We start from the raw sequence: 20446 nt of genomic DNA on the forward strand, positions 1-20446 counted from the left end.
ACCGATTGAGCTACCGGCCGGAGCCGGGCGGGACTCGAACCCGCAACCCTCTGATCCAGAAGTATCCGTCGCCTGCGCACCGGGCACCCCGGCGCTCGCGCCTCCCGAGATCACCAGTGGCTGCGGCACATTTCGGGAAAGGAAGGAGCCGCCGCCTTCGCACCGGGAGGTGCATGTCCATGACCTTAGGGAACGCTCCGGTCGCACGCGAAGGATTTTCCCCGGCCCGGGGGGGGGGGAGCCCGACGGGACACCCGGGGACGCAACCGAAGCGGTGGGCGCGGGCGTCGCACAGAAGGGGCTCGCGGTGATCGTCCCGGTCCGGCGGCACAAGAGGGGAACACACGACATGGAGCAGGTCGCGGGGTACCGGCTCGTGGCGCTGCTCGGCGAGGGCGGCATGGGGCGGGTCCACCTGGCGCGCACCGCGTCGGGCCGGCTCGCGGCGGTGAAGACAATCCATGAGCACCTCGCCGCCGACCCGCTGTTCCGGGAGCGGTTCCGACGCGAGACGCTCGCCGCACGGGCGGTCGCCGGTCCGTTCACGGCCGCGGTGCTGGACGCCGGCCCCGATGCCGTACGGCCGTGGCTGGCGACCGAGTTCTGTGCCGGGCCGACGCTCACCCGGGCCGCCGGGGCGCTCGGACCGCTGGGCGCGGGACCGCTGGCCGGGCTGGGGGCGGCGCTCGCGGAGGCGCTGGCGAGCATCCACCGGGCCGGGCTGGTCCACCGCGATCTGAAGCCGTCGAACGTGGTGCTCACCCGGGGCGGCCCGAAGGTCCTGGACTTCGGCATCGCCCGGCGGGCGGCCGACGAGACCCTCACGGACACCGGGGAGGTCATCGGCTCGCCCGGGTTCATCGCCCCCGAACTGCTGACGGCCGACGCCGAGCCCTCCCCCGCCACCGATGTGTTCGCCCTCGCGGCGCTGCTCGCCCGGTTGGCGACGGGCCGGGCGCCCTTCGGCTCCGGTCCCGTGCACCAGATGCTGTACCGGACGGTGCGGGGCGAGGCCGATCTGGACGGGGCCCCGACGGCAGAGTGGCGGGTGTTCCTCGCCTCCTGCCTGACGGGCGAACCGGCCGAGCGTCCCACCGTGGCCGAGGTGCTGAGCTGGTGCGCGGAGCGGTCCCCGGCCGGCGCGTGGTGGGAGCGGGATCCGGTGTCCGGCCTGGTCCGCGACCACGAGAACCGGGTCGCGGCGCTGGTGGCGGACGCCGCTGACGGCCGGGACGGTGCGGGCGCCCCGGCCGGCACGGACGACGCGCACGACACGGGCGCCCTGGCGGGCACGGCGGCCTCCGGACCCGCTCCGGCCGACGCCGTACCCGCCCCCAGCGGCGCCACGCGCACCCCGGCGGACGCCGTCCCGCACCGGACCCGTCCCGTGGTCCCGCCGCAGGACGCCGTCCCGGACGGCGGTGAGCCGGGCCGGGGTCCGGACCGGCGGCGGCTGTTCGCGTTCGCCGGGGCCGCGCTCGTCGCGGGAGGCGGCCTCGGCGGCGCGGCTCTGCTCCGGCTCACCGAGAAGGACGGCCCGAACGGCGACCGGGCGGCCGCACCACCGACGAAGACCCGCTGGGCCCGGGGACGTCTGCTGTGGACCCGGACCGTCGGCGACCTCGGTTCCACCGGCCGGGTGCTGCGCCACGGCGGTGCGCTCCTCATCACGGACGCGACCTCGGTGACCGCGCTCGACGCGGCCACCGGTGCGGTCCGGTGGCGGCATCCGGCGCGGGACGTCACGGCCGTCCGGCCGCTCGGGGACCAGGTGCTCCTGCTGCTCTCCGGGCTGCTCTTCGCACCGGAACTCCTCGCCCTCGACGCCCGGACGGGCAACCAGCGCTGGTCGGCCCTGCCGGACCGGCCGGCCGGCGCCCGGACGTCCGCCGCCCCCGACGGCCAGTCGGCGTTCTTCACCGTCGACGGCGGGACGACGGCCCTGGTCTCCTACGCCTCCGACGCCTCCCTGTGGACGAAGCGCTCCCTGGGCGACCGTCCCTGGCGCGCCTACGGGTTCGACTCCCGTACGGGAGAGGCTCTCTGGTTCCACGAGGGGACGCGGGCCGCGGTCACCGGCATCGACGCGGCGGGCGGGCGGCTGGCCGTCGGGCTCCGCCTCCCCGCCCGTTCCGGGACCCCCGCCGATGAGCCGTTGTTCGTGCTCCGGACCTCCGGCGCGGCGCCGCGGCCGGAACCGGAGATACCCGGTGGCGCCGCGTATCCGCACGCCCACCCCGGCGCCTCCGGCACCCGGTACTACGCGCGGGGCGGCCGGATCGTCGCGGTCGATCTGGCGGCCCGGCGCACCGTCTGGCGCCGGGCGCTCGAAGGGTCGCCCACGGTCACGCCCTCGGCGACCGGTGGCATGGTGCACGCCGCGACGACGCCGGGCGGGGTCACCGCGCTCGACGCCCGGAGCGGGCGGATTCGCTGGAGCCGCACGGATCTCGGGCGGCTCGCCTCCGACGACGACAGCGCCGACGACGGGCCGCCGCTGGTGGCGGACGGCACGCTGTACGCCACCGGGCCGGAGCCGGGCCGCGAGGAGAAGTCCTGGAGGGATGCCTTCTGGGGGGTGCACGCCCTCGACGCCCTCCGCGAGCGCCGGCTGTGGTCGGCCCCCGTCGAGGCGGACGGGCCCCTCCGGGCCGCCGCCGGCGGGGGCCTCCTCCACGTCTGCGCCGACGGGACCGTGCAGACCTTCACCGGACCGGACTCCGCGTGACGGGCCCCCTGCTCCCCGGCGATCCCGAACGGCTCGGCTCCATCCGGCTGCTGGGCCGGCTCGGGGCGGGCGGCATGGGCACCGTCTATCTGGGCCGGACGCCCGGCGGGCTGACCGTCGCGGTGAAGACGGTGCACGAACACCTGGCGGCCGACCCGCACTTCCGAGAACGGTTCCGCCGTGAGGCCGCCGCCGCCCGCGCGGTGACCGGGGCGCACACGGCGGCGGTGCTCGACGCGGACCCGGAGTCCTCCCGGCCCTGGCTCGCCACCGCGTATCTGCCGGGCGTCACCCTGCGGCACGCGGTGGCGGCGACCGGACCGCTGGAACCCTCCGCCGTACGGTCCCTGGGCGCGGCGCTCGCCGAAGCGCTGGAGGCCGTCCACCGGGCGGGGCTCGTCCACCGCGACCTCAAGCCGTCGAACGTGCTGATCACCGCCGACGGGCCCCGGGTCATCGACTTCGGGATCGCCCGCGCGATCAGCGACCACGGGCTGACCGGGGCGGGCGATGTCATCGGCACCCCGGGGTTCATCGCCCCGGAGCAGATCACCGGGGCCATCGCCACGGGTGCCGCGGTGACCCGGGGAGCGGTGACCGGGGCCGCCGATGTGTTCGCACTCGGGGCGGTGCTGGTGTTCGCCGCCACCGGAGGCAGCCCCTTCGGTTCGGCGACCCCGGCGGTGCTGCTCTACCGGGCCGTCCACGAGGACCCGGATCTCTCCGGCGTACCGGACGGGGTACGGGAGGTGGTGACGGCCTGCCTGGAGAAGGACCCCGGTCTTCGTCCGACGGTGGACCAGGTGCTGCGGGCCACCGCCGATCCACATCCGGCGCTGTGGTGGCGCACGGAGCCGCTGCGCTCGCTGGTCCTGGGCGAGGCGGCCGAGCAGCCCGCCGAGGAGCCGGCCGCGACACCCGGCCCGCGGGCCGCGCCCCGGACCGCCCCGGCACCGGGGCCTCCCCGCACCCCCCGGCTGTCCGCCCTGCCACCGCCGCCCGTGGTGAGGAGCCGGGCGGACCGGCGCGGGGAGCTCGCGCGGCGCGGTCTGCTGCTGGCCGGAGGCGGCGGACTCGCCTCGCTCGTCACGTACGCCTTCCTCCGGAGCGGCCGCGCGGGCGAGCGGGGGGAGCGGGTCGAGGACCCGGTGCGGATCCGGCCCGGGAGCGCCCGGCAGGGCGCCCTGCGATGGACCCTGTCGCCCGCGTTCGACAGCACCTCCGTGGACGCGCTGCGGTCGGCCGGGAGTTCGCTGCTGGTGCACGGCGTCGCCGTACCCGATGCCGGCCGGGCCGGCGGCAACGGCGGATACGTCACCGCACGGCGGGCCGGCGACGCGGGGCGCCGGTGGCTGGCCGACGCCGAGGAGAACGCCCCGGCGCAGTGGGGGGTGTCCGGTTCCGTGCTCGTGGCGGCCGATGTGGGGCTCGGCGCCCTCGATCTGGCGACAGGCGAACCGCGCGGCGAGCCCGCGGAGCGCCCGGCACCGCTGTGGTTCACCGTCGCCGCGGGCACCCTGATCTCCGGTTTCGGGGCGGACGGCGACGCCCCGACGCTGACCGCCGTGGACCTGCGCACCGGTGCGCGGCGCTGGACCGGGGGCACGGCGGAGGTCCGGTCGCCCGCCGTGCTGGACCGGTCGGTGCTGCTGGCCGACGAGGACGGCGAGAACATCCGGTGCGTCGACGCGGTCAGCGGTGAACTCCGCTGGGCTTACGAAGAGTTCGAGGGTTCAGTGGCCGCTCTGGCGGCGGTGCCGGGGGCGGGCTGCTTCGTCCTGCTCGGCATCGGGGGCGCCCTGCACTTCCTCCGGACACGCGACGGCGGCCGCCTGGCCACCGCCGCGCTGGAGGGCGGGCCGAGTTCCGGCTCCAGCGCGCTGGCCGCCGTCGGCTCCACGGTGCTGCTGACCACCGGGGGCCGGGTCCACGCCTACGCAGCCGCCACCGGCCGGCACCTCTGGTCGGCGGGGACGGTGGGGCTGGACACCAGCTGGCCCGCGGGCACGGGCGGCGTCCGGGCCCCGGTGACGGCCGGCGGATCGTTGCTCCACTGGGCGCGGGCGGGGGTCCTCCAGTGCCTCGACCTCCGCAGCGGCGAGGAGCGCTGGGCCGCCGCGTTCGGCGAGGTCGGCCAGGTGCCGCCGGTGGTGGCCGGGGGCACGGTGTACGCGGCGACGGGTGAGCTGTGCCGGGCGCTGGACGTGAACCGGGGTGCGGTGCAGCGCGGTTGGGAGGTCACCGACGTCCGTGACCTCGCCGCGGACCCGTCCGGCTGGTACGCCCGCATCGGCACGAAGGCGATACGGGCGTACAACCACACGGCTGCGCCGGTGCGGGGCTCCTGAGGAACCCGGCGTTCAGGCCCCTCAACCGCCCGCGCGCGAGCGGGCCTTGAACGCGGCCTTGCGGGCGTCCTTGGCGGCCTTCTTGTCGCTGTGCAGCCGGCCCATGGCCTCCAGCACGTCGGCGGTGGCCGGGTGGTCGACGCGCCAGACCTCGTCGAAGAAGCCGCTGTGCTGCGCGGAGAGCCCCTCGATCAGGCCCTGGAGCTCGTCCAGTTCGCCGTCCGCGTCCAGTTGGGCGGCGATGGTGTCGATGGCCAGCCAGAAGATCATGTCCTCCGGCGGGGCGGGCACGTCGGCCGCTCCGCGCTCCGCGAGCCAGACGCGGGCCAGGCCGCCCAGCTCCGGGTCGCCGAGCACCGCGCGTACGGCGGGCTCCGCCGAGGGGCCGGCCAGGGCGAGGGCCTGCTGGCAGTGGAGGCGGCGCAGCGGCGCGCCCTCGTCCGCGCCGCGCGCGGCGGCCAGCAGCTCGGCCGCCGCGGATACCGCGCCCCCCGTTCCGTACTCCGCGAGCCAGAGCTTGACCTCGGCGCGGGCGGCGGACTCCGGGTAGTGGGCGAGGCCGTCGAGGAGGGCGTCGGCGCCCTTGCCCGCGAGGTCGCCGACGGCGGGGGCGTCCACCCCGGCCTCCAGCATCCGGGCCCGGATGCCGTACAGGCCGAGGGGGGTGAGCTTGACCATGCCGTACCGGGTGACGTCCTCGTCGTCGGCCCCGGCGGCGGAGGCGTCAGCGGCTTCGCCCTCCTCGACGAGCAACGCCTCGTCGACCGGGTGGTACTCGACGATCCCGATGGGTTCGAGGAGCCGGAACTGGTCGTCGAGGCGCATCATCGCCTCGGACACCTGCTCCAGGATGTCGTCGGTGGGCTCGCCCATGTCGTCGGGGACGATCATCGACGCGGCGAGGGCGGGCAGCGGGACCGGTCCTTCGCCCGCGCCGTTGTCCGCGAGGGTGAGCAGGTAGAGGTTGCCGAGGACGCCGTCGAGGAACTCCGCCTCGGCCTCCGGGTCCCAGTCCAGGGCGTCGAAGTCGATCGAGCCGTCCTCGCCGACGAGGTCGGCGAAGTCGTCCAGGACGGGCGCGGTGGCGTCGGCGTGCACGGCGTCGAGGCCGTCGAGCCAGATGGACAGGACGTCCTGCGGGGAGCCGCCGGTGAGCAGGGCCAGGTTCTCGCCGGTGGTGACGGTGCCCTCGGTCTCGCCGTCCGCACCCTCCTCGGGGTCGGTGACGTCGAGGAGGCCGGTGTCCACGGCGAGCCGCCAGGCCTCGCTGGCGTACGCGGCGCCGTCCTCGTCGGCCGGCAGGCCGAGGTGCTCGGCGGCCGCGGGCAGCTGGGCCTCGACGAGTTCGCCGCCCGCCCCGACCCGGGTGTCCGGGCCCGCCCACCGGGCGAGCCTGACGGCGCGGACGAACAGCGGAGCGGCGAGCGCGTCCCGTGCCAGTTCGGCCTCGGAGTTCAGCCGCACCGGCGGCAGGGAGGGGCGCTCTGCGGACATCGGGGGTTCTCCTCGGTGCGTGCTCGGGGCATACGGAGTGCGTACGCGGTTCAGCCGCCCAAGCCTAGACGCAATGCACCGTATGCCGCCCGCCGCTTCACCGCATACCGCCCGCCTCGCCCCTATCCGCCCACGCCCGGCTGCATGCTGAGCGCGGGGGTGTAGCGGTGCACGCCCCCGCCGCCGGTCATGCCCGGGTAGTGGTGGACCCGTTCCCAGTGCGGGGACGGGGAGCCGACGCCGTCCCCGGGTGCGGCGAGTGCCGCGATGTGGTGCTCGGCGCTCTCCCACTCGGCGTAGTTGATGACCCGGGTGCCGTCGGTGCTGACGTGGAAGTACGCGGCGATGCCGCCGGCGGGCAGGTCGGCCTCTTCGCCGAGCGCCTCGAACACGGTGTCCACCCAGGCGCGTTGGCGGGCCGGGTCGGGCCCGTCGAACTCGGCTTCCACGATGACGAGGCAGCCGGTCTCCCGGGTGTCGCCCGCGGCCCGGAGGCCGGAGCGGTACAGCTCGTACGTGCGCAGTTCGAGGCGTTCGATGCCGGGGACGGCGGCGTCGATCTCGGCGTTGCGGATGTCGCGGCCCTCCCGTACGAAGTCCTGGTAGGCCTGTTCGCCGGTCCACTGGGAGTAGTGCAGCAGGGTCGCGCCGTCCTCCCCCGCGTAGACGCTGTAGGAGAGCAGCCCGGGGTGCGGCCATTCCCGGTTCTCCCAGGCCTTCCGGATGGCGTCGACGGCTTCTCGCTGCCGCCGTTGTGTACCGACGTTCCAGGTGCTGGCCTTGGCGAGCCGGGCGTCGGCCCGGGTCGGGTCGGGGAGGTCGGTGAAGTGCGCGGTCATGGCGGTGTTCCCTTCTCACGCGCGCCGGTCGGTGCGTCGCGGACACCACCGTGGCACCTCAAGTTCGCTTGAGGTCAAGGCCGTTCCTCCGGGGTCCCGCCCGTTCGCCCACGGCGTGAGCGGCGTCGGGTGCGGCCGGTGGCGGCCGGGGAAGGGTGGGGACATGACCCTCTCCGTGGCGCACCTGAGCGACCCGCACCTCACGACCGGTCCCGGGGCCGCGGCCCGCTCGGCCGGGTTGCGGGCCGCCCTGCGCCGGGTGCTCGCCCTGGACCCGCTCCCGGACTGCGTCGTGATCACCGGTGACCTCACCGAGCGCGGGGAGCCGGGCGAGTACGCGGCCCTGCGCGAGGAGGTCGGGGCGTTTCCGCTGCCGTTGCACCTGGTGACGGGCAACCACGACGTGCCGGAGGCTCTCGTGGGCGCGTTCGGCGGGACGCGCTTCCTGGGCGGGGGGACGCTGACGTCGTACACGGTGGAGCACCCGGCGTTCACGGTCGTGGTCCTGGACTCGTGGGTGGCCGGTGCGCCGGGCGGCCGGCTGGGTCCCGGGCAGGTGTCCCGGCTGGACCGGGAGCTCTCCCGACGCCCCGGCGTACCGGCCCTCGTCTGTCTGCACCACCCGCCGGTTCCGGTCGGCATCCCGTTCCTGGACGCGATGCGCCTGGCGGACGGCGCCGCGCTGGCGGAGGTGGTAGCCGCGCACCCCCGGGTCGTGCGGGTGCTGGCGGGCCATGTGCACCGCCCGGTCACGGCGCCCTTCGCGGGCAGCACGGTGGCCGTCGCGCCGAGTACGTACCGGCAGAGCGGGCTGGTGCTGCGGGAGGGCGTCCCCGGCTACCCCGACGAGCCCCCGGCCTTCCTGCTGCACGTCCTGCCGGAGGGGCCGCCCGGCACGGGTTGGGTCACCCACACCGTGCCGGTGGGCGAGGCCGAAGGACTGCCCCGACCGGTCACTCGGGCAGCTCGGCCCGCCAGGCCGTGACGTTCAGCTCGTCCATGTACCGGATGTCGTGCCCCTCCAGCGGGTAGACCCGCGCCCCGGCGTCGGGGGCGGCGGCCAGTTCCAGGGCGTCGGCCATGACGAGCTCGCCGCCCTCCTGGGTGGAGACCCAGGCGAGCATCGACCGCACGGTGGCACCCGGCTTCAGGGTGAGCGCCTGGGGGCCGTGGTCGCGGCCGAACTGGGAGCCGGCCGGGTTGACCTTCACCGGGAGGCGTTCGCCGTCCTCGCCGAGCGCCTGGACCGAGGGGTAGCCGTCGACCCGGTAGGGCTTCGAGCCGCAGTTGGTCAGGGTCAGGGCGACCGCACGGCTCATCATCGCGGTCAGCACCTCCCCCATGGTCACCACGGCCCCGGAGGCGGGGCACTCATCGGGCGGGGCGGAGGTCGGGGCGGTCCGCTCCGGCGCGCCGTAGGCGGGGGCGGGGGTCGGGGGCAGCGTCTCGGCGCGGACGATGCCGGGGCCGGAGGCGGAGGGTGTGGGGTCGGGTTCGCCCTCGCCGGCCGGGACGAGGAAGCCGGAGCAGCCGGTCAGCGCGGTCAGCGTCGCCGCCGACAGCACGACAGCGCCCCGTCTCCGCACCCGTACGCACACACCGCTGCCCATGCCCCCACCCCTCGCCACGATCTGCCGTCGCGGCCCGTCGTCCGTGCGTTCGATCATGTCAGAAGCGGTGCCTGAGTCACCGCCGCTCCCGCGGACTCTTCAGCGTTCCTTGCCGGTCACCCCAAGAAGATCTAAGTGGACCTGCACGGTTCCGGGAGCCGACACTTCGGACATGACCGCCACCGCACCGCGCCCCTTCGGCCGCGCACTCTGCGCCATGATCACGCCCTTCACCGCCACCGGGGCCCTGGACCCGGACGCAGCCCGCGCGCACGCCGCGCGCCTGGTGGCCCAGGGCTGCGACGGGATCGTCCTCAGCGGCACCACGGGCGAGTCCCCCACCACGACGGACGCCGAGAAGTCCGCTCTGCTGCGGGCCGTCCGGGCGGAGGTCGGCGACGGGGTGCCGCTGCTCACCGGCGTCGGGGGGCCTGACACCGCGCACACCCTGCGCCTGGCTCGGGAGGCCGAGGAGGCGGGCGCGGACGGGCTGCTGGTGGTGAGCCCGTACTACAGCCGCCCGCCGCAGGCCGCCGTCGAGGCGTACTTCCTGCGGGTCGCGGACTCCACCGGCCTGCCGCTGATGCTGTACGACATCCCCGGCCGTACCGGCACCCGGATCGAACCGGAGACCCTGCTGCGGCTGGCGGAGCACCCGCGCGTGGTGGCGGTGAAGGACTGCGCCTACGACCTGCTCGGCTCGACGAAGGTGATGGCCCGCACCTCGCTGGCGTACTACTCGGGGTGCGAGGAGCTGAACCTGCCGCTGTACGCGGTGGGCGGCGCGGGGTACGTCAGCACGGTCGCGAACGTGGCCCCGCGCCAGGTGCGGGCGCCGCTGGACGCGTTCGACGCGGGCCGCACCGACGAGGCGGCCCGGCTCAACGGGCTCACGGCGCGCCTCACCGAACTGATGATGGCGAGCGGCCTCCCCGGAACCGTCACCGTGAAGGCGCTCCTGGACGCGGGACCGGTCCGGGAACCGCTGCAGCCCGCCGGGCGCGGGGCGGCCGACGGGCTGCGTGCGGCGTACGAGGAACTCCTCGCACTCTGCTGAACGGGTCAGTTGTGGGCGTGCAGGACCTCGTTGAGGCCGCCCCACACCGCGTTGTTCGGGCGGGCCTCGACGGTGCCGGTGACCGAGTTGCGGCGGAAGAGGATGTTGGAGGCGCCGGACAGCTCGCGGGCCTTGACGACCTGGCCGTCCGGCAGCGTGATCCGCGTGCCGGCGGTGACGTACAGACCGGCCTCGACGACGCACTCGTCGCCGAGCGCGATCCCGACGCCCGCCTCCGCGCCGACCAGGCAGCGCTCGCCGATGACGATGCGCTCCGTGCCGCCGCCGGAGAGGGTGCCCATGGTGGACGCGCCGCCGCCGATGTCCGAGCCGTCGCCGACGACGACGCCCGCGGAGATCCGGCCCTCGACCATGGAGGTGCCGAGCGTGCCCGCGTTGAAGTTGACGAAGCCCTCGTGCATGACGGTGGTTCCGGCGGCGAGGTGCGCGCCGAGCCGGACGCGGTCGGCGTCGGCGATGCGTACGCCCTTGGGGGCGACGTAGTCCGTCATCCGGGGGAACTTGTCGACCGAGGTGACCTGGAGGTGCAGGCCCTCGGCGCGGGCGTTGAGCCGCACGCGCTCCAGGTCGTCGACGGCGACCGGGCCGAGCGAGGTCCAGGCGACGTTGGCGAGCAGCCCGAAGAGCCCGTCGAGGTTCTGGCCGTGCGGCCGGACGAGCCGGTGCGAGAGCAGGTGCAGCCGCAGGTAGGCGTCATGCGCGTCGAGCGGCTTGTCGTCGAGCGAGGAGATGACCGTGGACACGGCGACGACCTCGACGCCGCGCCGGGCGTCCACGCCGAGGGCCTTGGCGGCGCCCTCGCCGAGCCGGTTGACGGCCTCGTCCGGGCCGAGGCGCGTCGTACCGGCCGGGCCGGGGTCGGAGGTCAGCTCGGGAGCGGGGAACCAGGTGTCGAGGACGGTGCCGTCACCGGCGACGGTGGCGAGGCCGGCGGCGACGGCGCCGGTGGTGCGGGCAGAACCCTGGGAAGTCGTGTCGGTCATGAACAGCAACCTAACCGGCCGGGGCCCGCTCGGGCGAACCGGTCTCAGCGTGCGGCCTCTTCCCCGCCACCCGCGCCCGCTCCCCCGGTACGGGCAGCCGCCGCGCCGCCAGCACCGCGACCCCCGCACCCGCCGCGAGCAGGGCGCAGAGCGGCCAGAGCAGGGCGGGAGCGGCCGCGTACAGGGCGGCGCCCAGCGGCGGGGCGAGCACCTGGCCGCTGATCGAGGCGCCGGCGTACAGGCTCTGGAAACGGCCCTGGGCGTGGCCGGGGGCCTGGTCGGCGACGTAGGCGGTGGCGGGGGTCTTGTACAGGATCTCGCCGAGGGTCAGCGAGAGCATCATGGTGAAGGCGAAGAGCACCCCCGCGCCGGGGATCAGGATGGCGTACGCGAGCCCGACGAGCAGGAGCCCGACGCCGACGAGGCCGAGCGGGGCACGTCGGCGCAGGGCGTGGGCGGCGGGCAGTTCGAGGCAGAGGATGAGGCCGCCGTTGATGGCGAGCAGCCAACCGTAGAGCTGGGTGGAGTGCCCGTGGTCGGCGAGGAAGACCGGCAGGGTGGAGTACTGCTGCCGGTAGACGAGGTCGACCAGGACGATCGCGGCGAGCAGCACCAGGACGGCGGGCCTGGCCCGCAGTTCGTGCCAGAGGCCCGGGGCGTCCGGGTCGTGGGCGCGCACGGAGTGGGCGCTGCCGCGGGCGGGCAGGATCCGGGCGGCGTAGACGGCGAAGAGCAGGGTGCCGACGCCGTCGGCGACGAAGAGCCAGTCGTACGAGAACCGGGTGGCGACCAGGGCGCCGAGCGGCGGGCCGATCGCGAAGCCCCCGTTGGCGGCGAAGCGGAAGAGGGCGAAGCTCTGGCGGCGGCTTCCGCCCTCGGGGACGGAGACCGCGACGAGGGCCGCGTTGGCGGCGCGGACGACGCCCGCCGCGTACTGGGCGACCGGGAGCACGGCGTACAGGGCCGCGACCGGCAGGGCGGGCAGGACGACGAGCGCCGCACCGCTGACGCAGGCGCCGGTCAGCAGGGCGCGGCGATGGCCGAGGCGGTCGCCGAACCAGCCGCCGGTGAAGTTCCCCGCGACCAGGCCGACGCCGCCGACGCCGCTGATCACTCCGGCCTGGGTGACGGTCAGACCGCGCGGCCCGACGAGGTACACGAAGAGGTAGACGAAGGTGAAGCTGACGACGGCGTTGAGAAACGCCCCGAGCGCCAGCAGCCGTACCGTCCGCGGTACACCGCGCACCATGCCCATCCCCGCCACCCCCACACGATCGCCAGTGAGTTCCTTATGGGAACGGACTATGGCAGCATGATTCCATCGGGGTCAACCGAAAGGCCCCGGCGGGGCGGGGCGGACAGCGGCCACAACCGGAGGGACGACCATGCCTCAGCGCACCAGCCTGGCCGACGCCGACTGCTCGATCGCCCAGGCCCTCGACGTCGTGGGCGACTGGTGGACGCTGCTGATCGTGCGGGACACCGCGCGCGGCGTGCACCGGTTCGACGCGCTCCAGCAGGAGTTGGGCGTCTCGCGCAAGGTGCTGACCGAACGGCTGCGGCTGCTGGTCGACGCGGGCGTGCTGGCGCGGGAGCCGTATCAGGACCGACCGGTCCGGCACGAGTACCGCCTCACGCCACGCGGCCGGGCCCTGCTGCCCGTGCTGATCGCGCTCCAGGACTGGGGCGACACCTGGGTGCTGGGGGAAGGGGAGACGATGGCGACGACGACGGAGGCCTCGCGGGAGGCGGCCCGGGTGCGGGCCCTGAAGGGAACACGGCTGCCGGAGCTGCTGCTGACCGGGGACGACGGGGAGCCGCGCGACCCGGTCGCCGACACCCCGTACACCGTCCTGTACTGCTTCCCCAGCGCCTACGCCCGCCGCGACGCCTACCCGCCGGGCTGGGCGGGGATCCCGGGGGCGCGTGGCTGCACCCTCGAATCGTGCACGTACCGCGACCAGTCGGCCGAGTTCACGGCGGCGGGTGCGACCGTGCACGGGGTGTCCGCACAACGCCCGGACGAGCAGCGCGCCTTCGCCGAGAAGGAGGGGCTGCGGTTCCCGTTGCTCTCGGACGCGGACCTGGCGCTGACGGCGGCGCTGCGCCTGCCGACGTTCCGGGCGGCGGGCGTGAGCAGGCTCAAGCGACTGACGCTGGTGGTGGACCGGGAGCGGACGATCCGCGAAGTGCTGTACCCGATCACGGACATCGGGGCGAGCGTTCGCGAGGCCCTGGAAGCCGTCCGCCGCCCGGCGGACCGGGTGGACACCCCCTGGGGCGACCGAGGCAACGCCTAGGGCCGCGCCCACGGCCTTCGGCTCAGGCGGCGCCGTCCACGATCCGGGCCAGCATCTCCCGGGTGCAGGGCGCGTCGAACGTGCCGCCGGTGAGCAGCACCTGGAGGCAGACCCCGTCCATCAGCGCTACGAGGGCCCGCGCGGTCTCCGGGTCGGTGCGCCGGGACAGCAGCTCGACGGCCCCCTCGGCCCACTCGGCGGCGACGGGGCGCAGCGCGGGGCGGCGCAGGGCCGCGAGGTACAGCTCGTACTCCAGCTCGATCGCCCCGCGTTCGCCCGCGAACCACCGGTCCAGCACCCGGGTCAGCTCCTCCGCGAGGTCGGCCTCCGGCCCGCCCTCCCCGGCCTCCACCGCGAATGCGCCGCTGTCGCGCAGGGCCTGGACGAAGTTCTCGTTGCACCGGCGCAGGGCGGCGACCAGGAGTTCGTCGAGGGAGCCGAAGTGGTACGTGGTGGAGCCGAGCGGCACATCGGCCTCGGCCGCCACGGTGCGATGGCTGAGACCCGCTATGCCGTCGGCCGCGATCACGGCGAGCGCCGCGTCGATGATCCGCGTCCGCCGCCCGGGGTCGTACCGCCGGACCATCAGTGCGCCCCTCCCAGATTGAGGACGACGACCCCGGCCACGATCAGGGTGATGCCCGCGATCTTGACCAGGCCGCTGGACTCCCCCAGGAAGAGGATCCCGATGAGGGCGACGGCCGCGGTGCCGACGCCGGCCCAGATGGCGTACGCGGTGCCCACGGAGAGCGTCTTGAGGGTCTGCGCGAGCAGGGTGAAGGCGATGAGGTAGCCCACCACGGTGCCGAGCGAGGGCCAGAGCCGGGTGAAGCCCTCGCTGTACTTCATGGCCGTCGTCCCGGCCACCTCCGCCGCGATGGCGGCGGCCAGAAGTCCGTATGCGTATCCCATGTGTACGACTGTACCCAACGTTACGTACGGCCGTACACATAATCTCCCCACGTCGGGGGCGCTACGGTGTGCCGACCGACCACACGGCCCGTTGCCCGGGCCGACGACACGACGGAGACGCAGTGGCGCAGGACGCAGGGTGGGGCGGCGGCCCGTACGGGGGCGCACCTCACGGTGGGGGGCCCTTCCACGGGGGCGCGCAGGGACCGGGCGGGGGATGGAACGGCGGGTGGGCGGCGGCACCGCCCAAGCCCGGGGTGATACCCCTGGCGCCGCTGAGGGTCTCGGACATGCTCAGCGGCGCCTTCTCGACGCTCGGGCGGTACTGGAAGCCGCTGATCGGGATGGCCCTGACGCTGTTCGGCGCGGCGACGCTCGTGATGATCGCCGCGCTGGTGGTCGCCGGCGCCGCCGTCGCGACCCACTGGGACGAGCTCACCTCCAGCTCCCCGGGGTCCCCGGACTCCTCGGAACTGGTCCCGCTGGGCATCGCGTTCGGTGTGCTGATGCTCGTCAGCATGATCATCTACCTGCTGGCGTCGGCCGTGGTGCAGGCGGCGGTCCCGGTGGTCCTCCAGGAAGCCGTCCTGGGCCGCCCGATCCGCTTCGGCGCCGTGTGGCGCCGAGCCTGGTCGCGGGCCTGGTCCATCATCGGCACGGTGTTCCTGACCGGGCTGATCATGGTCATCCCGGTGGCGCTCTTCCTGGCCGCCTTCGCCGGGCTGATGGTCTACGCCGTCACGCTGGGCGACGAGGACGGCGTCGTGCCGCTGATCGTGGCCGGCTCGCTCGGCACCCTGGTCGTCGCCCCCGTGGCGATCTGGCTCTGGGTGCGCTTCTCCCTGGCCCCCACGGTCGTGGTCTTCGAGCAGCAGCGCCCGGTCGCGGCCCTGCGCCGCTCGGCCCGACTGGTGCGCGGCAGCTGGTGGCGGGTGTTCGGCGTCGGGCTGCTCGCCTTCGGACTCGCCTCCGTGATCGGCTACATGATCCAGATGCCGTTCCAGATGGCCGGCATGCTCCCCGGTGTGTTCGACACCGCGGACGTGGACGCCGACCCGAGCGGCGGGGAGCTCATCGCCCTGTTCGGCGGCCTGATCCTGCTGTCGTTCATCAGCCAGATGATCGCCCAGCTGTTCACGGCGATCTTCCCGCCGCTGATGGTCGGCCTGCTGTACGTCGACCTCCGGATGCGCACGGAGAACCTGGGCCCGGTCCTGGCCGAGGCCGCGGCGGCGACCCTGCCCGAGCAGTACGGCCCGCCGCCGCCCTCCCCCGTCTGAACACGCGGGGGCCGAGCCCGGCTCAGTCGGTCAGGGTCCGCTTGGGGCGCAGCACGCAGAACTCGTTGCCCTCCGGATCGGCCATCACCACGAAGGTGGCCTCCGGCCCCTGCCCGACGTCCACCCGCCGGGCGCCGAGCGCGAGAATCCGCTCGACCTCGGCGGCCTGGTCGTCCGGTGTCAGATCGATGTGCAGCCGGTTCTTGACCGTCTTCCCCTCCGGCACGGGGAGGAAGCACATGCCCGGCAGCGCGGTCTCGTGCGCGCCGATGATGATCTCCTGCTCGTGCTCGAAGAGCACCTGCCAGTCCAGCACCGCGCTCCAGAAACGGGCCATGAGCGGCAGGTCGTGAGCGTCGACGGCGATGTGGTACAGCGAAACGGCCATGCCCGCCAGTGTGCCTGGCGGGCATGGCCGTTCACCGCTCTTCGCGGAGCGTGTCAGACGGGGGGCGGATCAGACGTTGAACCCCAGCGCGCGGAGCTGCTCGCGTCCGTCGTCGGTGATCTTGTCCGGGCCCCACGGCGGCATCCAGACCCAGTTGATCCGGAGCTCGTTGACGATGCCGTCCGTGGCGGACTTCGCCTGGTCCTCGATGACGTCGGTCAGCGGGCAGGCCGCGGACGTCAGGGTCATGTCGAGGGTGGCGATGTTGGCGTCGTCGACGTGGATGCCGTAGATCAGGCCCAGGTTGACGACGTCGATGCCCAGCTCGGGGTCGACGACGTCGTACAGCGCCTCGCGGACCTCCTCCTCGGAGGCCGGCTTCATGGTCACGGTCTCGTTGTCGCTCATGCGGTCTTCCCTTCGGACAGCGCCTTGGCCGTCGCGTCCTTCCACGCCATCCAGCTCAGCAGCGCGCACTTGACCCGGGCGGGGTACTTGGAGACGCCGGCGAACGCGACGGCGTCCTCCAGCACCTCCTCCATCGCGTCGTCCGGCTCCAGCTGGCCCTTGGACTGCATCAGCTCCAAGAAGGCGTCCTGGATCTTCTGCGCCTGGGACAGCTCCTTGCCGACGAGCAGCTCGTTCAGCACGGAGGCGCTGGCCTGGCTGATGGAGCAGCCCTGGCCCTCGTAGCTCACGTCGGCGATGGTCTCGCCGTCGTACTTCACCCGGAGCGTGATCTCGTCGCCGCACGTCGGATTGACGTGGTGCACCTCGGCATCGCCGTCCCGCAGGCCGCGCCCGTGGGGGTGCTTGTAGTGGTCCAGGATCACTTCCTGGTACATGGATTCCAGCTTCACCAGTCAGCCCTCAGCCGAAGAAGTTCCGGACGTGCTCCAGACCGTCCACCAGGGCGTCGACCTCGGCGGGCGTGGAGTACAGATAGAACGACGCTCGCGTCGTCGCGGGAATTCCGTACCGCAGGCAGACCGGGCGGGCGCAGTGGTGGCCGACCCGGACGGCGATGCCCATCTCGTCGAGGACCTGACCCACGTCGTGCGGGTGGATGTCGCCGAGCGTGAAGGAGATCGTGGCCCCGCGGTCCTCGGCCGTCGCCGGGCCGATGATCCGCAGGTCCGGGACCTCCAGGAGACGCTTCACCGCGTACTCGGTGATCGCCTTCTCGTGCTGGTGGATCTTCTCCATGCCGATCGCCGAGAGGTAGTCCACGGCCGCGCCGAGGCCGACGGCCTGGGCGATCGGGGGCGTACCGGCCTCGAACTTGTGCGGCGCGGGGGCGTACGTCGAGGAGTGCATCGACACGGTCTCGATCATCTCGCCGCCGCCGAGGAAGGGAGGCAGGTCCTCCAGGAGCTCCTGCCGTCCCCACAGCACGCCGATGCCCGTCGGGCCGACCATCTTGTGACCGGTGAAGGCCACGAAGTCGGCCTGGAGCGCCTGCACGTCGAGCACCATGTGCGGGGCCGCCTGCGAGGCGTCGATGCAGACCAGCGCGCCGACCTGCTGGGCGCGGCGGATGATCTGCTCGACCGGGTTGACCGTGCCCAGGATGTTGGAGACCAGCGTGAAGGAGACGATCTTCGTCTTCTCCGTGATGATCTCGTCGATGTTCGAGAGGTCGAGCCGGCCGTCGTCGGTGATGCCGAACCACTTCAGCTTCGCGCCGGTGCGCTGCGAGAGCAGCTGCCACGGCACGATGTTGGAGTGGTGCTCCATCTCCGTGGTGACGATCTCGGTCTCGCGGTCCACCCGATAGGGCTCATCCGCCCAGCCGAGCATGTTCGCCACGAGGTTCAGCGACTCCGAGGCGTTCTTCGTGAAGATCACCTCGTCGCGGCTGGGTGCGTTGATGAAGGCGGCGACCTTGTCGCGGGCGCCCTCGTACAGCGCGGTGGCCTCCTCGGCGATCGTGTAGACGCCGCGGTGCACGTTCGCGTTGTGCCGCTCGTAGTACTCGTTGAGCGCGTCGAGGACCTGACGCGGCTTCTGCGAGGTCGCCGCGGAGTCCAGGTAAACGATCTTCTTGCCGTCGTGGACCGTGCGGTCCAGGATCGGGAAGTCCTTGCGGATCGCCTCGGTGTCGAGGAGGCCGGTGAGCCCCTGTCGGGCGTCAGTCACGCGGAAGCGCCACCCTTCGTGTAGGCCTCGTAGCCCTCGTTCTCCAGCTGGTCGGCCAGCTCGGCGCCGCCGGAGGCCGCGATCCGGCCGTTGGCGAAGACGTGCACGAAGTCGGGCTTGATGTACTTCAGGATGCGGGTGTAGTGCGTGATCAGCAGGGTGCCGACCTCGCCGGTCTCGCGGACCCGGTTGACGCCCTCGGAGACGGTCTTGAGCGCGTCGACGTCCAGGCCGGAGTCGGTCTCGTCCAGGACGGCGATCTTCGGCTTGAGGAGCTCCAGCTGGAGGATCTCGTGGCGCTTCTTCTCACCGCCGGAGAAGCCCTCGTTGACGTTGCGCTCGGCGAAGGCGGGGTCCATCTGGAGCCCGGCCATCGTCTCCTTGACCTCCTTGACCCACGTACGCAGCTTGGGGGCCTCGCCGCGGATGGCGGTGGCGGAGGTGCGCAGGAAGTTGGAGACCGAGACACCGGGGATCTCGACCGGGTACTGCATGGCGAGGAACAGGCCGGCGCGGGCCCGCTCGTCGACGGACATCTCCAGGACGTCCTCGCCGTCCAGGGTGACCGTGCCACTGGTGATCGTGTACTTGGGGTGACCCGCGAGCGAGTACGCGAGGGTGGACTTGCCGGACCCGTTGGGGCCCATGATGGCGTGGGTCTCGCCCTGCTTCACGGTCAGGTCGACGCCCTTGAGGATCTCCTTCGTGGCGTTGTCGGCCTCGACGGTGACGTGCAGGTCGCGGATTTCAAGCGTTGCCATGGGTGACTCAGGACTCCTGGGTGACGGAGACGAGCACATCGTCCCCTTCGATCTTTACGGGGTATACGGGGACGGGGCGCGTCGCGGGAAGGCCGGACGGCTTGCCGGTGCGGAGGTCGAACGACGATCCGTGCAGCCAGCACTCGATCGCGCAGTCCTCCACCTCGCCCTCCGAGAGGGACACGTTCGCGTGCGAGCAGATGTCGTTGATCGCGAACACCTCGCCCTCGGTGCGGACGACGGAGACGGGTGTGCCGTCGAGCTCCACCCGTTTCGGGGTGTCGTCCTCCAGCTCACTCAGCGCACAGGCCTTGACGAAGGACATCAGACGGACGCCTTCAGCTCGGCCTCGATCTTCTCGATGAGGCGCGCTTCGACGTCCGGCAGACCGATCTGCTGGACCAGCTCGGCGAAGAAGCCGCGCACGACGAGACGGCGGGCCTCCTCGGCCGGAATACCGCGGGACTGGAGGTAGAAGAGCTGCTCGTCGTCGAAGCGGCCGGTCGCCGAGGCGTGGCCGGCGCCGACGATCTCGCCGGTCTCGATCTCCAGGTTGGGTACGGAGTCGACCCGGGCGCCGTCGGTGAGGACGAGGTTCCGGTTCATCTCGTAGGTGTCGGTGCCCTCGGCCGCGGCCTGGATGAGGACGTCGCCGATCCAGACGGCGTGCGCGCCGTCGCCCTGGAGTGCACCCTTGTACACCGCGTTGGACTTGCAGTGCGGGGTGTTGTGGTCGACCAGGAGGCGGTGCTCCTGGTGCTGGCCCTTGTCGGTGAAGTACAGGCCGAAGAGCTCCGCCTCGCCGCCGGTGGCCGCGTAGGCCACCCGGGGGTGCAGGCGCACGACGTCGCCGCCGAAGGTGACGACGATCGACTTGAACGAGGCGTCCCGGCCGACCAGCGCGTTGTGCTGGCCGACGTGGACGGCCGTGTCGTCCCAGTCCTGCACGGAGACGACGGTCAGCTTCGCGCCGTCGCCCAGCACGTAGTCGACGTTGGCGGCGAGCACCGCGTCACCGGTGTGGTCGATGACGACGACGGCCTCGGCGAAGGCGCCCAGCTGGATGAGCTGGTGGCCGTAGGCGACGCCGCCCTCTCCGTGCACGGCGATCCGGATCGGCTCGGTGAGCACGGCTTCCTTGGCGACCGTGACGACCGAGGCCTGCTCGAAGGAGCTGTACGCCTGGGCGGCGACCCGGTCCACCGGGATGCCGGCCTTGCCGAGCCGGGAGTCGTCGCGGCCGACGGTCTCGACCGTGACGCCCTCGGGGGCCTCGATGGCGACCTTCACCCCGCTGCCGGTGGCGACGGCGGTGCCGTTGTGCAGCCCGCGCAGTCGCTCCAGCGGTGTGAAGCGCCACTCCTCCTCACGGCCGTGCGGGACGGGGAAGTCCGCGACGTCGAAGGACGGGGGTGCGCTCATACGGGTGGCGACGGTCGACTCGGCGGCCACCGCGATGGAGCCGGCGGTGGTGGAGCCCGCCGGAGTGTTCTGAGCCTCAGCCATGGCTGTCGTAGTGCTCGCTTTCTTAAGTCAAGAACTCGGGGGATTCGGTGGGGCGGGGACGGCCGCGAACGGCCGTCCCG

At 73.4% G+C, this 20446-nt stretch carries 20 protein-coding genes; 6 read left to right on the plus strand and 14 right to left on the minus strand.

Features of this window, described 5'->3' with window-relative positions; genetic code table 11:
- The first annotated feature begins 349 nt into the window (after nt 1-349).
- Both IE272_RS00490 and IE272_RS00495 read left to right on the plus strand, forming a co-directional pair.
- Nucleotides 350-2728, plus strand: coding sequence for a serine/threonine-protein kinase (locus IE272_RS00490; protein ID WP_190006021.1), 2379 nt, complete (start codon nt 350-352; stop codon nt 2726-2728).
- Nucleotides 2725-5076, plus strand: coding sequence for a serine/threonine-protein kinase (locus IE272_RS00495; RefSeq protein WP_190006022.1), 2352 nt, complete (start codon nt 2725-2727; stop codon nt 5074-5076). Before IE272_RS00490 ends, IE272_RS00495 begins: the two co-directional genes overlap by 4 nt.
- Nucleotides 5077-5097: 21 nt before the next feature.
- Here IE272_RS00495 and IE272_RS00500 read toward each other — a convergent pair whose 3' ends face one another.
- Together IE272_RS00500 and IE272_RS00505 are read right to left on the minus strand one after the other, a co-directional pair.
- A complete protein-coding gene (locus tag IE272_RS00500; protein ID WP_190006023.1) occupies nt 5098-6570 on the minus strand; it encodes a hypothetical protein in 1473 nt (490 codons plus the stop codon).
- Nucleotides 6571-6692: 122 nt separating this feature from the next.
- Nucleotides 6693-7409: an antibiotic biosynthesis monooxygenase gene (locus IE272_RS00505; RefSeq protein ID WP_190006024.1), complete on the minus strand. Its 717-nt coding sequence runs from the start codon at nt 7407-7409 to the stop codon at nt 6693-6695.
- Nucleotides 7410-7572: 163 nt separating this feature from the next.
- On the opposite strand from IE272_RS00505, the gene IE272_RS00510 reads away from it, so the two are divergent.
- Nucleotides 7573-8394 (plus strand): phosphodiesterase, encoded by an 822-nt coding sequence (locus tag IE272_RS00510; RefSeq protein WP_190006025.1) that lies wholly within the window; start codon nt 7573-7575, stop codon nt 8392-8394.
- Here IE272_RS00510 and IE272_RS00515 read toward each other — a convergent pair.
- Nucleotides 8363-9076 (minus strand): DUF4232 domain-containing protein, encoded by a 714-nt coding sequence (locus tag IE272_RS00515; protein ID WP_078961213.1) that lies wholly within the window; start codon nt 9074-9076, stop codon nt 8363-8365. The genes IE272_RS00510 and IE272_RS00515 overlap by 32 nt on opposite strands.
- A gap of 115 nt (nt 9077-9191) precedes the next feature.
- Between IE272_RS00515 and IE272_RS00520 the strand changes: the two genes are divergently transcribed.
- Nucleotides 9192-10076, plus strand: a complete 885-nt coding sequence (locus IE272_RS00520) for a 4-hydroxy-tetrahydrodipicolinate synthase family protein (protein WP_050358191.1) — start codon at nt 9192-9194, stop codon at nt 10074-10076.
- A gap of 5 nt (nt 10077-10081) precedes the next feature.
- Here IE272_RS00520 and dapD read toward each other — a convergent pair whose 3' ends face one another.
- The gene (dapD, locus tag IE272_RS00525; RefSeq protein WP_032790801.1) at nt 10082-11080 is read right to left on the minus strand and encodes a 2,3,4,5-tetrahydropyridine-2,6-dicarboxylate N-succinyltransferase; all 999 of its coding nucleotides are present in this window, start codon (nt 11078-11080) and stop codon (nt 10082-10084) included.
- A gap of 10 nt (nt 11081-11090) precedes the next feature.
- Complete coding sequence (locus IE272_RS00530; RefSeq protein ID WP_190006026.1) at nt 11091-12335, minus strand: MFS transporter; 1245 nt, start codon at nt 12333-12335, stop codon at nt 11091-11093.
- Nucleotides 12336-12465: 130 nt separating this feature from the next.
- Here IE272_RS00530 and IE272_RS00535 point away from each other — a divergent pair, with 130 nt between their 5' ends.
- Nucleotides 12466-13380 carry a winged helix-turn-helix transcriptional regulator gene (locus IE272_RS00535; RefSeq protein ID WP_190006027.1) on the plus strand — a complete coding sequence of 305 codons (915 nt, stop codon included), beginning with the start codon at nt 12466-12468 and terminating at the stop codon, nt 13378-13380.
- Nucleotides 13381-13402: 22 nt separating this feature from the next.
- Here IE272_RS00535 and IE272_RS00540 read toward each other — a convergent pair whose 3' ends face one another.
- Both IE272_RS00540 and IE272_RS00545 read right to left on the minus strand, forming a co-directional pair.
- On the minus strand, nt 13403-13966 hold the full coding sequence (locus tag IE272_RS00540) for a TetR/AcrR family transcriptional regulator (RefSeq protein WP_190006028.1): 564 nt from the start codon (nt 13964-13966) through the stop codon (nt 13403-13405).
- Nucleotides 13966-14292, minus strand: coding sequence for a DMT family transporter (locus tag IE272_RS00545; protein ID WP_050358187.1), 327 nt, complete (start codon nt 14290-14292; stop codon nt 13966-13968). Before IE272_RS00545 ends, IE272_RS00540 begins: the two co-directional genes overlap by 1 nt.
- 290 nt (nt 14293-14582) lie before the next feature.
- Here IE272_RS00545 and IE272_RS00550 point away from each other — a divergent pair, with 290 nt between their 5' ends.
- Nucleotides 14583-15572, plus strand: a complete 990-nt coding sequence (locus IE272_RS00550) for a DUF7847 domain-containing protein (protein WP_190006029.1) — start codon at nt 14583-14585, stop codon at nt 15570-15572.
- Between the two features lie 22 nt (nt 15573-15594).
- Here IE272_RS00550 and IE272_RS00555 read toward each other — a convergent pair whose 3' ends face one another.
- The 7 genes from IE272_RS00555 to sufD all read right to left on the minus strand — a co-directional run bounded on the left by IE272_RS00555 (nt 15595) and on the right by sufD (nt 20366).
- Nucleotides 15595-15960, minus strand: coding sequence for a VOC family protein (locus tag IE272_RS00555; RefSeq protein ID WP_056706260.1), 366 nt, complete (start codon nt 15958-15960; stop codon nt 15595-15597).
- A gap of 69 nt (nt 15961-16029) precedes the next feature.
- On the minus strand, nt 16030-16368 hold the full coding sequence (locus tag IE272_RS00560; RefSeq protein WP_007448467.1) for a metal-sulfur cluster assembly factor: 339 nt from the start codon (nt 16366-16368) through the stop codon (nt 16030-16032).
- Nucleotides 16365-16820, minus strand: a complete 456-nt coding sequence (sufU, locus tag IE272_RS00565; RefSeq protein ID WP_063886126.1) for a Fe-S cluster assembly sulfur transfer protein SufU — start codon at nt 16818-16820, stop codon at nt 16365-16367. Before sufU ends, IE272_RS00560 begins: the two co-directional genes overlap by 4 nt.
- A gap of 10 nt (nt 16821-16830) precedes the next feature.
- Nucleotides 16831-18099 carry a cysteine desulfurase gene (locus tag IE272_RS00570; protein WP_056706262.1) on the minus strand — a complete coding sequence of 423 codons (1269 nt, stop codon included), beginning with the start codon at nt 18097-18099 and terminating at the stop codon, nt 16831-16833.
- Nucleotides 18096-18860, minus strand: a complete 765-nt coding sequence (gene sufC / locus IE272_RS00575) for a Fe-S cluster assembly ATPase SufC (RefSeq protein WP_018957647.1) — start codon at nt 18858-18860, stop codon at nt 18096-18098. Before sufC ends, IE272_RS00570 begins: the two co-directional genes overlap by 4 nt.
- Before the next feature lie 7 nt (nt 18861-18867).
- Nucleotides 18868-19185 (minus strand): bifunctional 3-phenylpropionate/cinnamic acid dioxygenase ferredoxin subunit, encoded by a 318-nt coding sequence (locus IE272_RS00580; protein ID WP_003969893.1) that lies wholly within the window; start codon nt 19183-19185, stop codon nt 18868-18870.
- Nucleotides 19185-20366, minus strand: a complete 1182-nt coding sequence (gene sufD, locus IE272_RS00585; protein ID WP_007448474.1) for a Fe-S cluster assembly protein SufD — start codon at nt 20364-20366, stop codon at nt 19185-19187. Before sufD ends, IE272_RS00580 begins: the two co-directional genes overlap by 1 nt.
- Between the last annotated feature and the right edge of the window lie 80 nt (nt 20367-20446).

This window comes from Streptomyces anulatus, assembly GCF_014650675.1.
Taxonomy (GTDB): domain Bacteria; phylum Actinomycetota; class Actinomycetes; order Streptomycetales; family Streptomycetaceae; genus Streptomyces; species Streptomyces anulatus.

Excerpts from the sequence above, each read along its gene's own strand:
- IE272_RS00490 (WP_190006021.1), top strand. The coding sequence starts at position 350 with ATGGAGCAGGTCGCGGGGTACCGGCTCGTGGCGCTGCTCGGCGAGGGC.
- IE272_RS00500 (WP_190006023.1), bottom strand. The coding sequence starts at position 6,570 with ATGTCCGCAGAGCGCCCCTCCCTGCCGCCGGTGCGGCTGAACTCCGAG.
- IE272_RS00505 (WP_190006024.1), bottom strand. The coding sequence starts at position 7,409 with ATGACCGCGCACTTCACCGACCTCCCCGACCCGACCCGGGCCGACGCC.
- IE272_RS00510 (WP_190006025.1), top strand. The coding sequence starts at position 7,573 with ATGACCCTCTCCGTGGCGCACCTGAGCGACCCGCACCTCACGACCGGT.
- IE272_RS00515 (WP_078961213.1), bottom strand. The coding sequence starts at position 9,076 with ATGATCGAACGCACGGACGACGGGCCGCGACGGCAGATCGTGGCGAGG.
- IE272_RS00520 (WP_050358191.1), top strand. The coding sequence starts at position 9,192 with ATGACCGCCACCGCACCGCGCCCCTTCGGCCGCGCACTCTGCGCCATG.
- dapD (WP_032790801.1), bottom strand. The coding sequence starts at position 11,080 with ATGACCGACACGACTTCCCAGGGTTCTGCCCGCACCACCGGCGCCGTC.
- IE272_RS00530 (WP_190006026.1), bottom strand. The coding sequence starts at position 12,335 with ATGGGCATGGTGCGCGGTGTACCGCGGACGGTACGGCTGCTGGCGCTC.
- IE272_RS00535 (WP_190006027.1), top strand. The coding sequence starts at position 12,466 with ATGCCTCAGCGCACCAGCCTGGCCGACGCCGACTGCTCGATCGCCCAG.
- IE272_RS00540 (WP_190006028.1), bottom strand. The coding sequence starts at position 13,966 with ATGGTCCGGCGGTACGACCCCGGGCGGCGGACGCGGATCATCGACGCG.
- IE272_RS00545 (WP_050358187.1), bottom strand. The coding sequence starts at position 14,292 with ATGGGATACGCATACGGACTTCTGGCCGCCGCCATCGCGGCGGAGGTG.
- IE272_RS00550 (WP_190006029.1), top strand. The coding sequence starts at position 14,583 with ATGCTCAGCGGCGCCTTCTCGACGCTCGGGCGGTACTGGAAGCCGCTG.
- IE272_RS00555 (WP_056706260.1), bottom strand. The coding sequence starts at position 15,960 with ATGGCCGTTTCGCTGTACCACATCGCCGTCGACGCTCACGACCTGCCG.
- IE272_RS00560 (WP_007448467.1), bottom strand. The coding sequence starts at position 16,368 with ATGAGCGACAACGAGACCGTGACCATGAAGCCGGCCTCCGAGGAGGAG.
- sufC (WP_018957647.1), bottom strand. The coding sequence starts at position 18,860 with ATGGCAACGCTTGAAATCCGCGACCTGCACGTCACCGTCGAGGCCGAC.
- IE272_RS00580 (WP_003969893.1), bottom strand. The coding sequence starts at position 19,185 with ATGTCCTTCGTCAAGGCCTGTGCGCTGAGTGAGCTGGAGGACGACACC.
- sufD (WP_007448474.1), bottom strand. The coding sequence starts at position 20,366 with ATGGCTGAGGCTCAGAACACTCCGGCGGGCTCCACCACCGCCGGCTCC.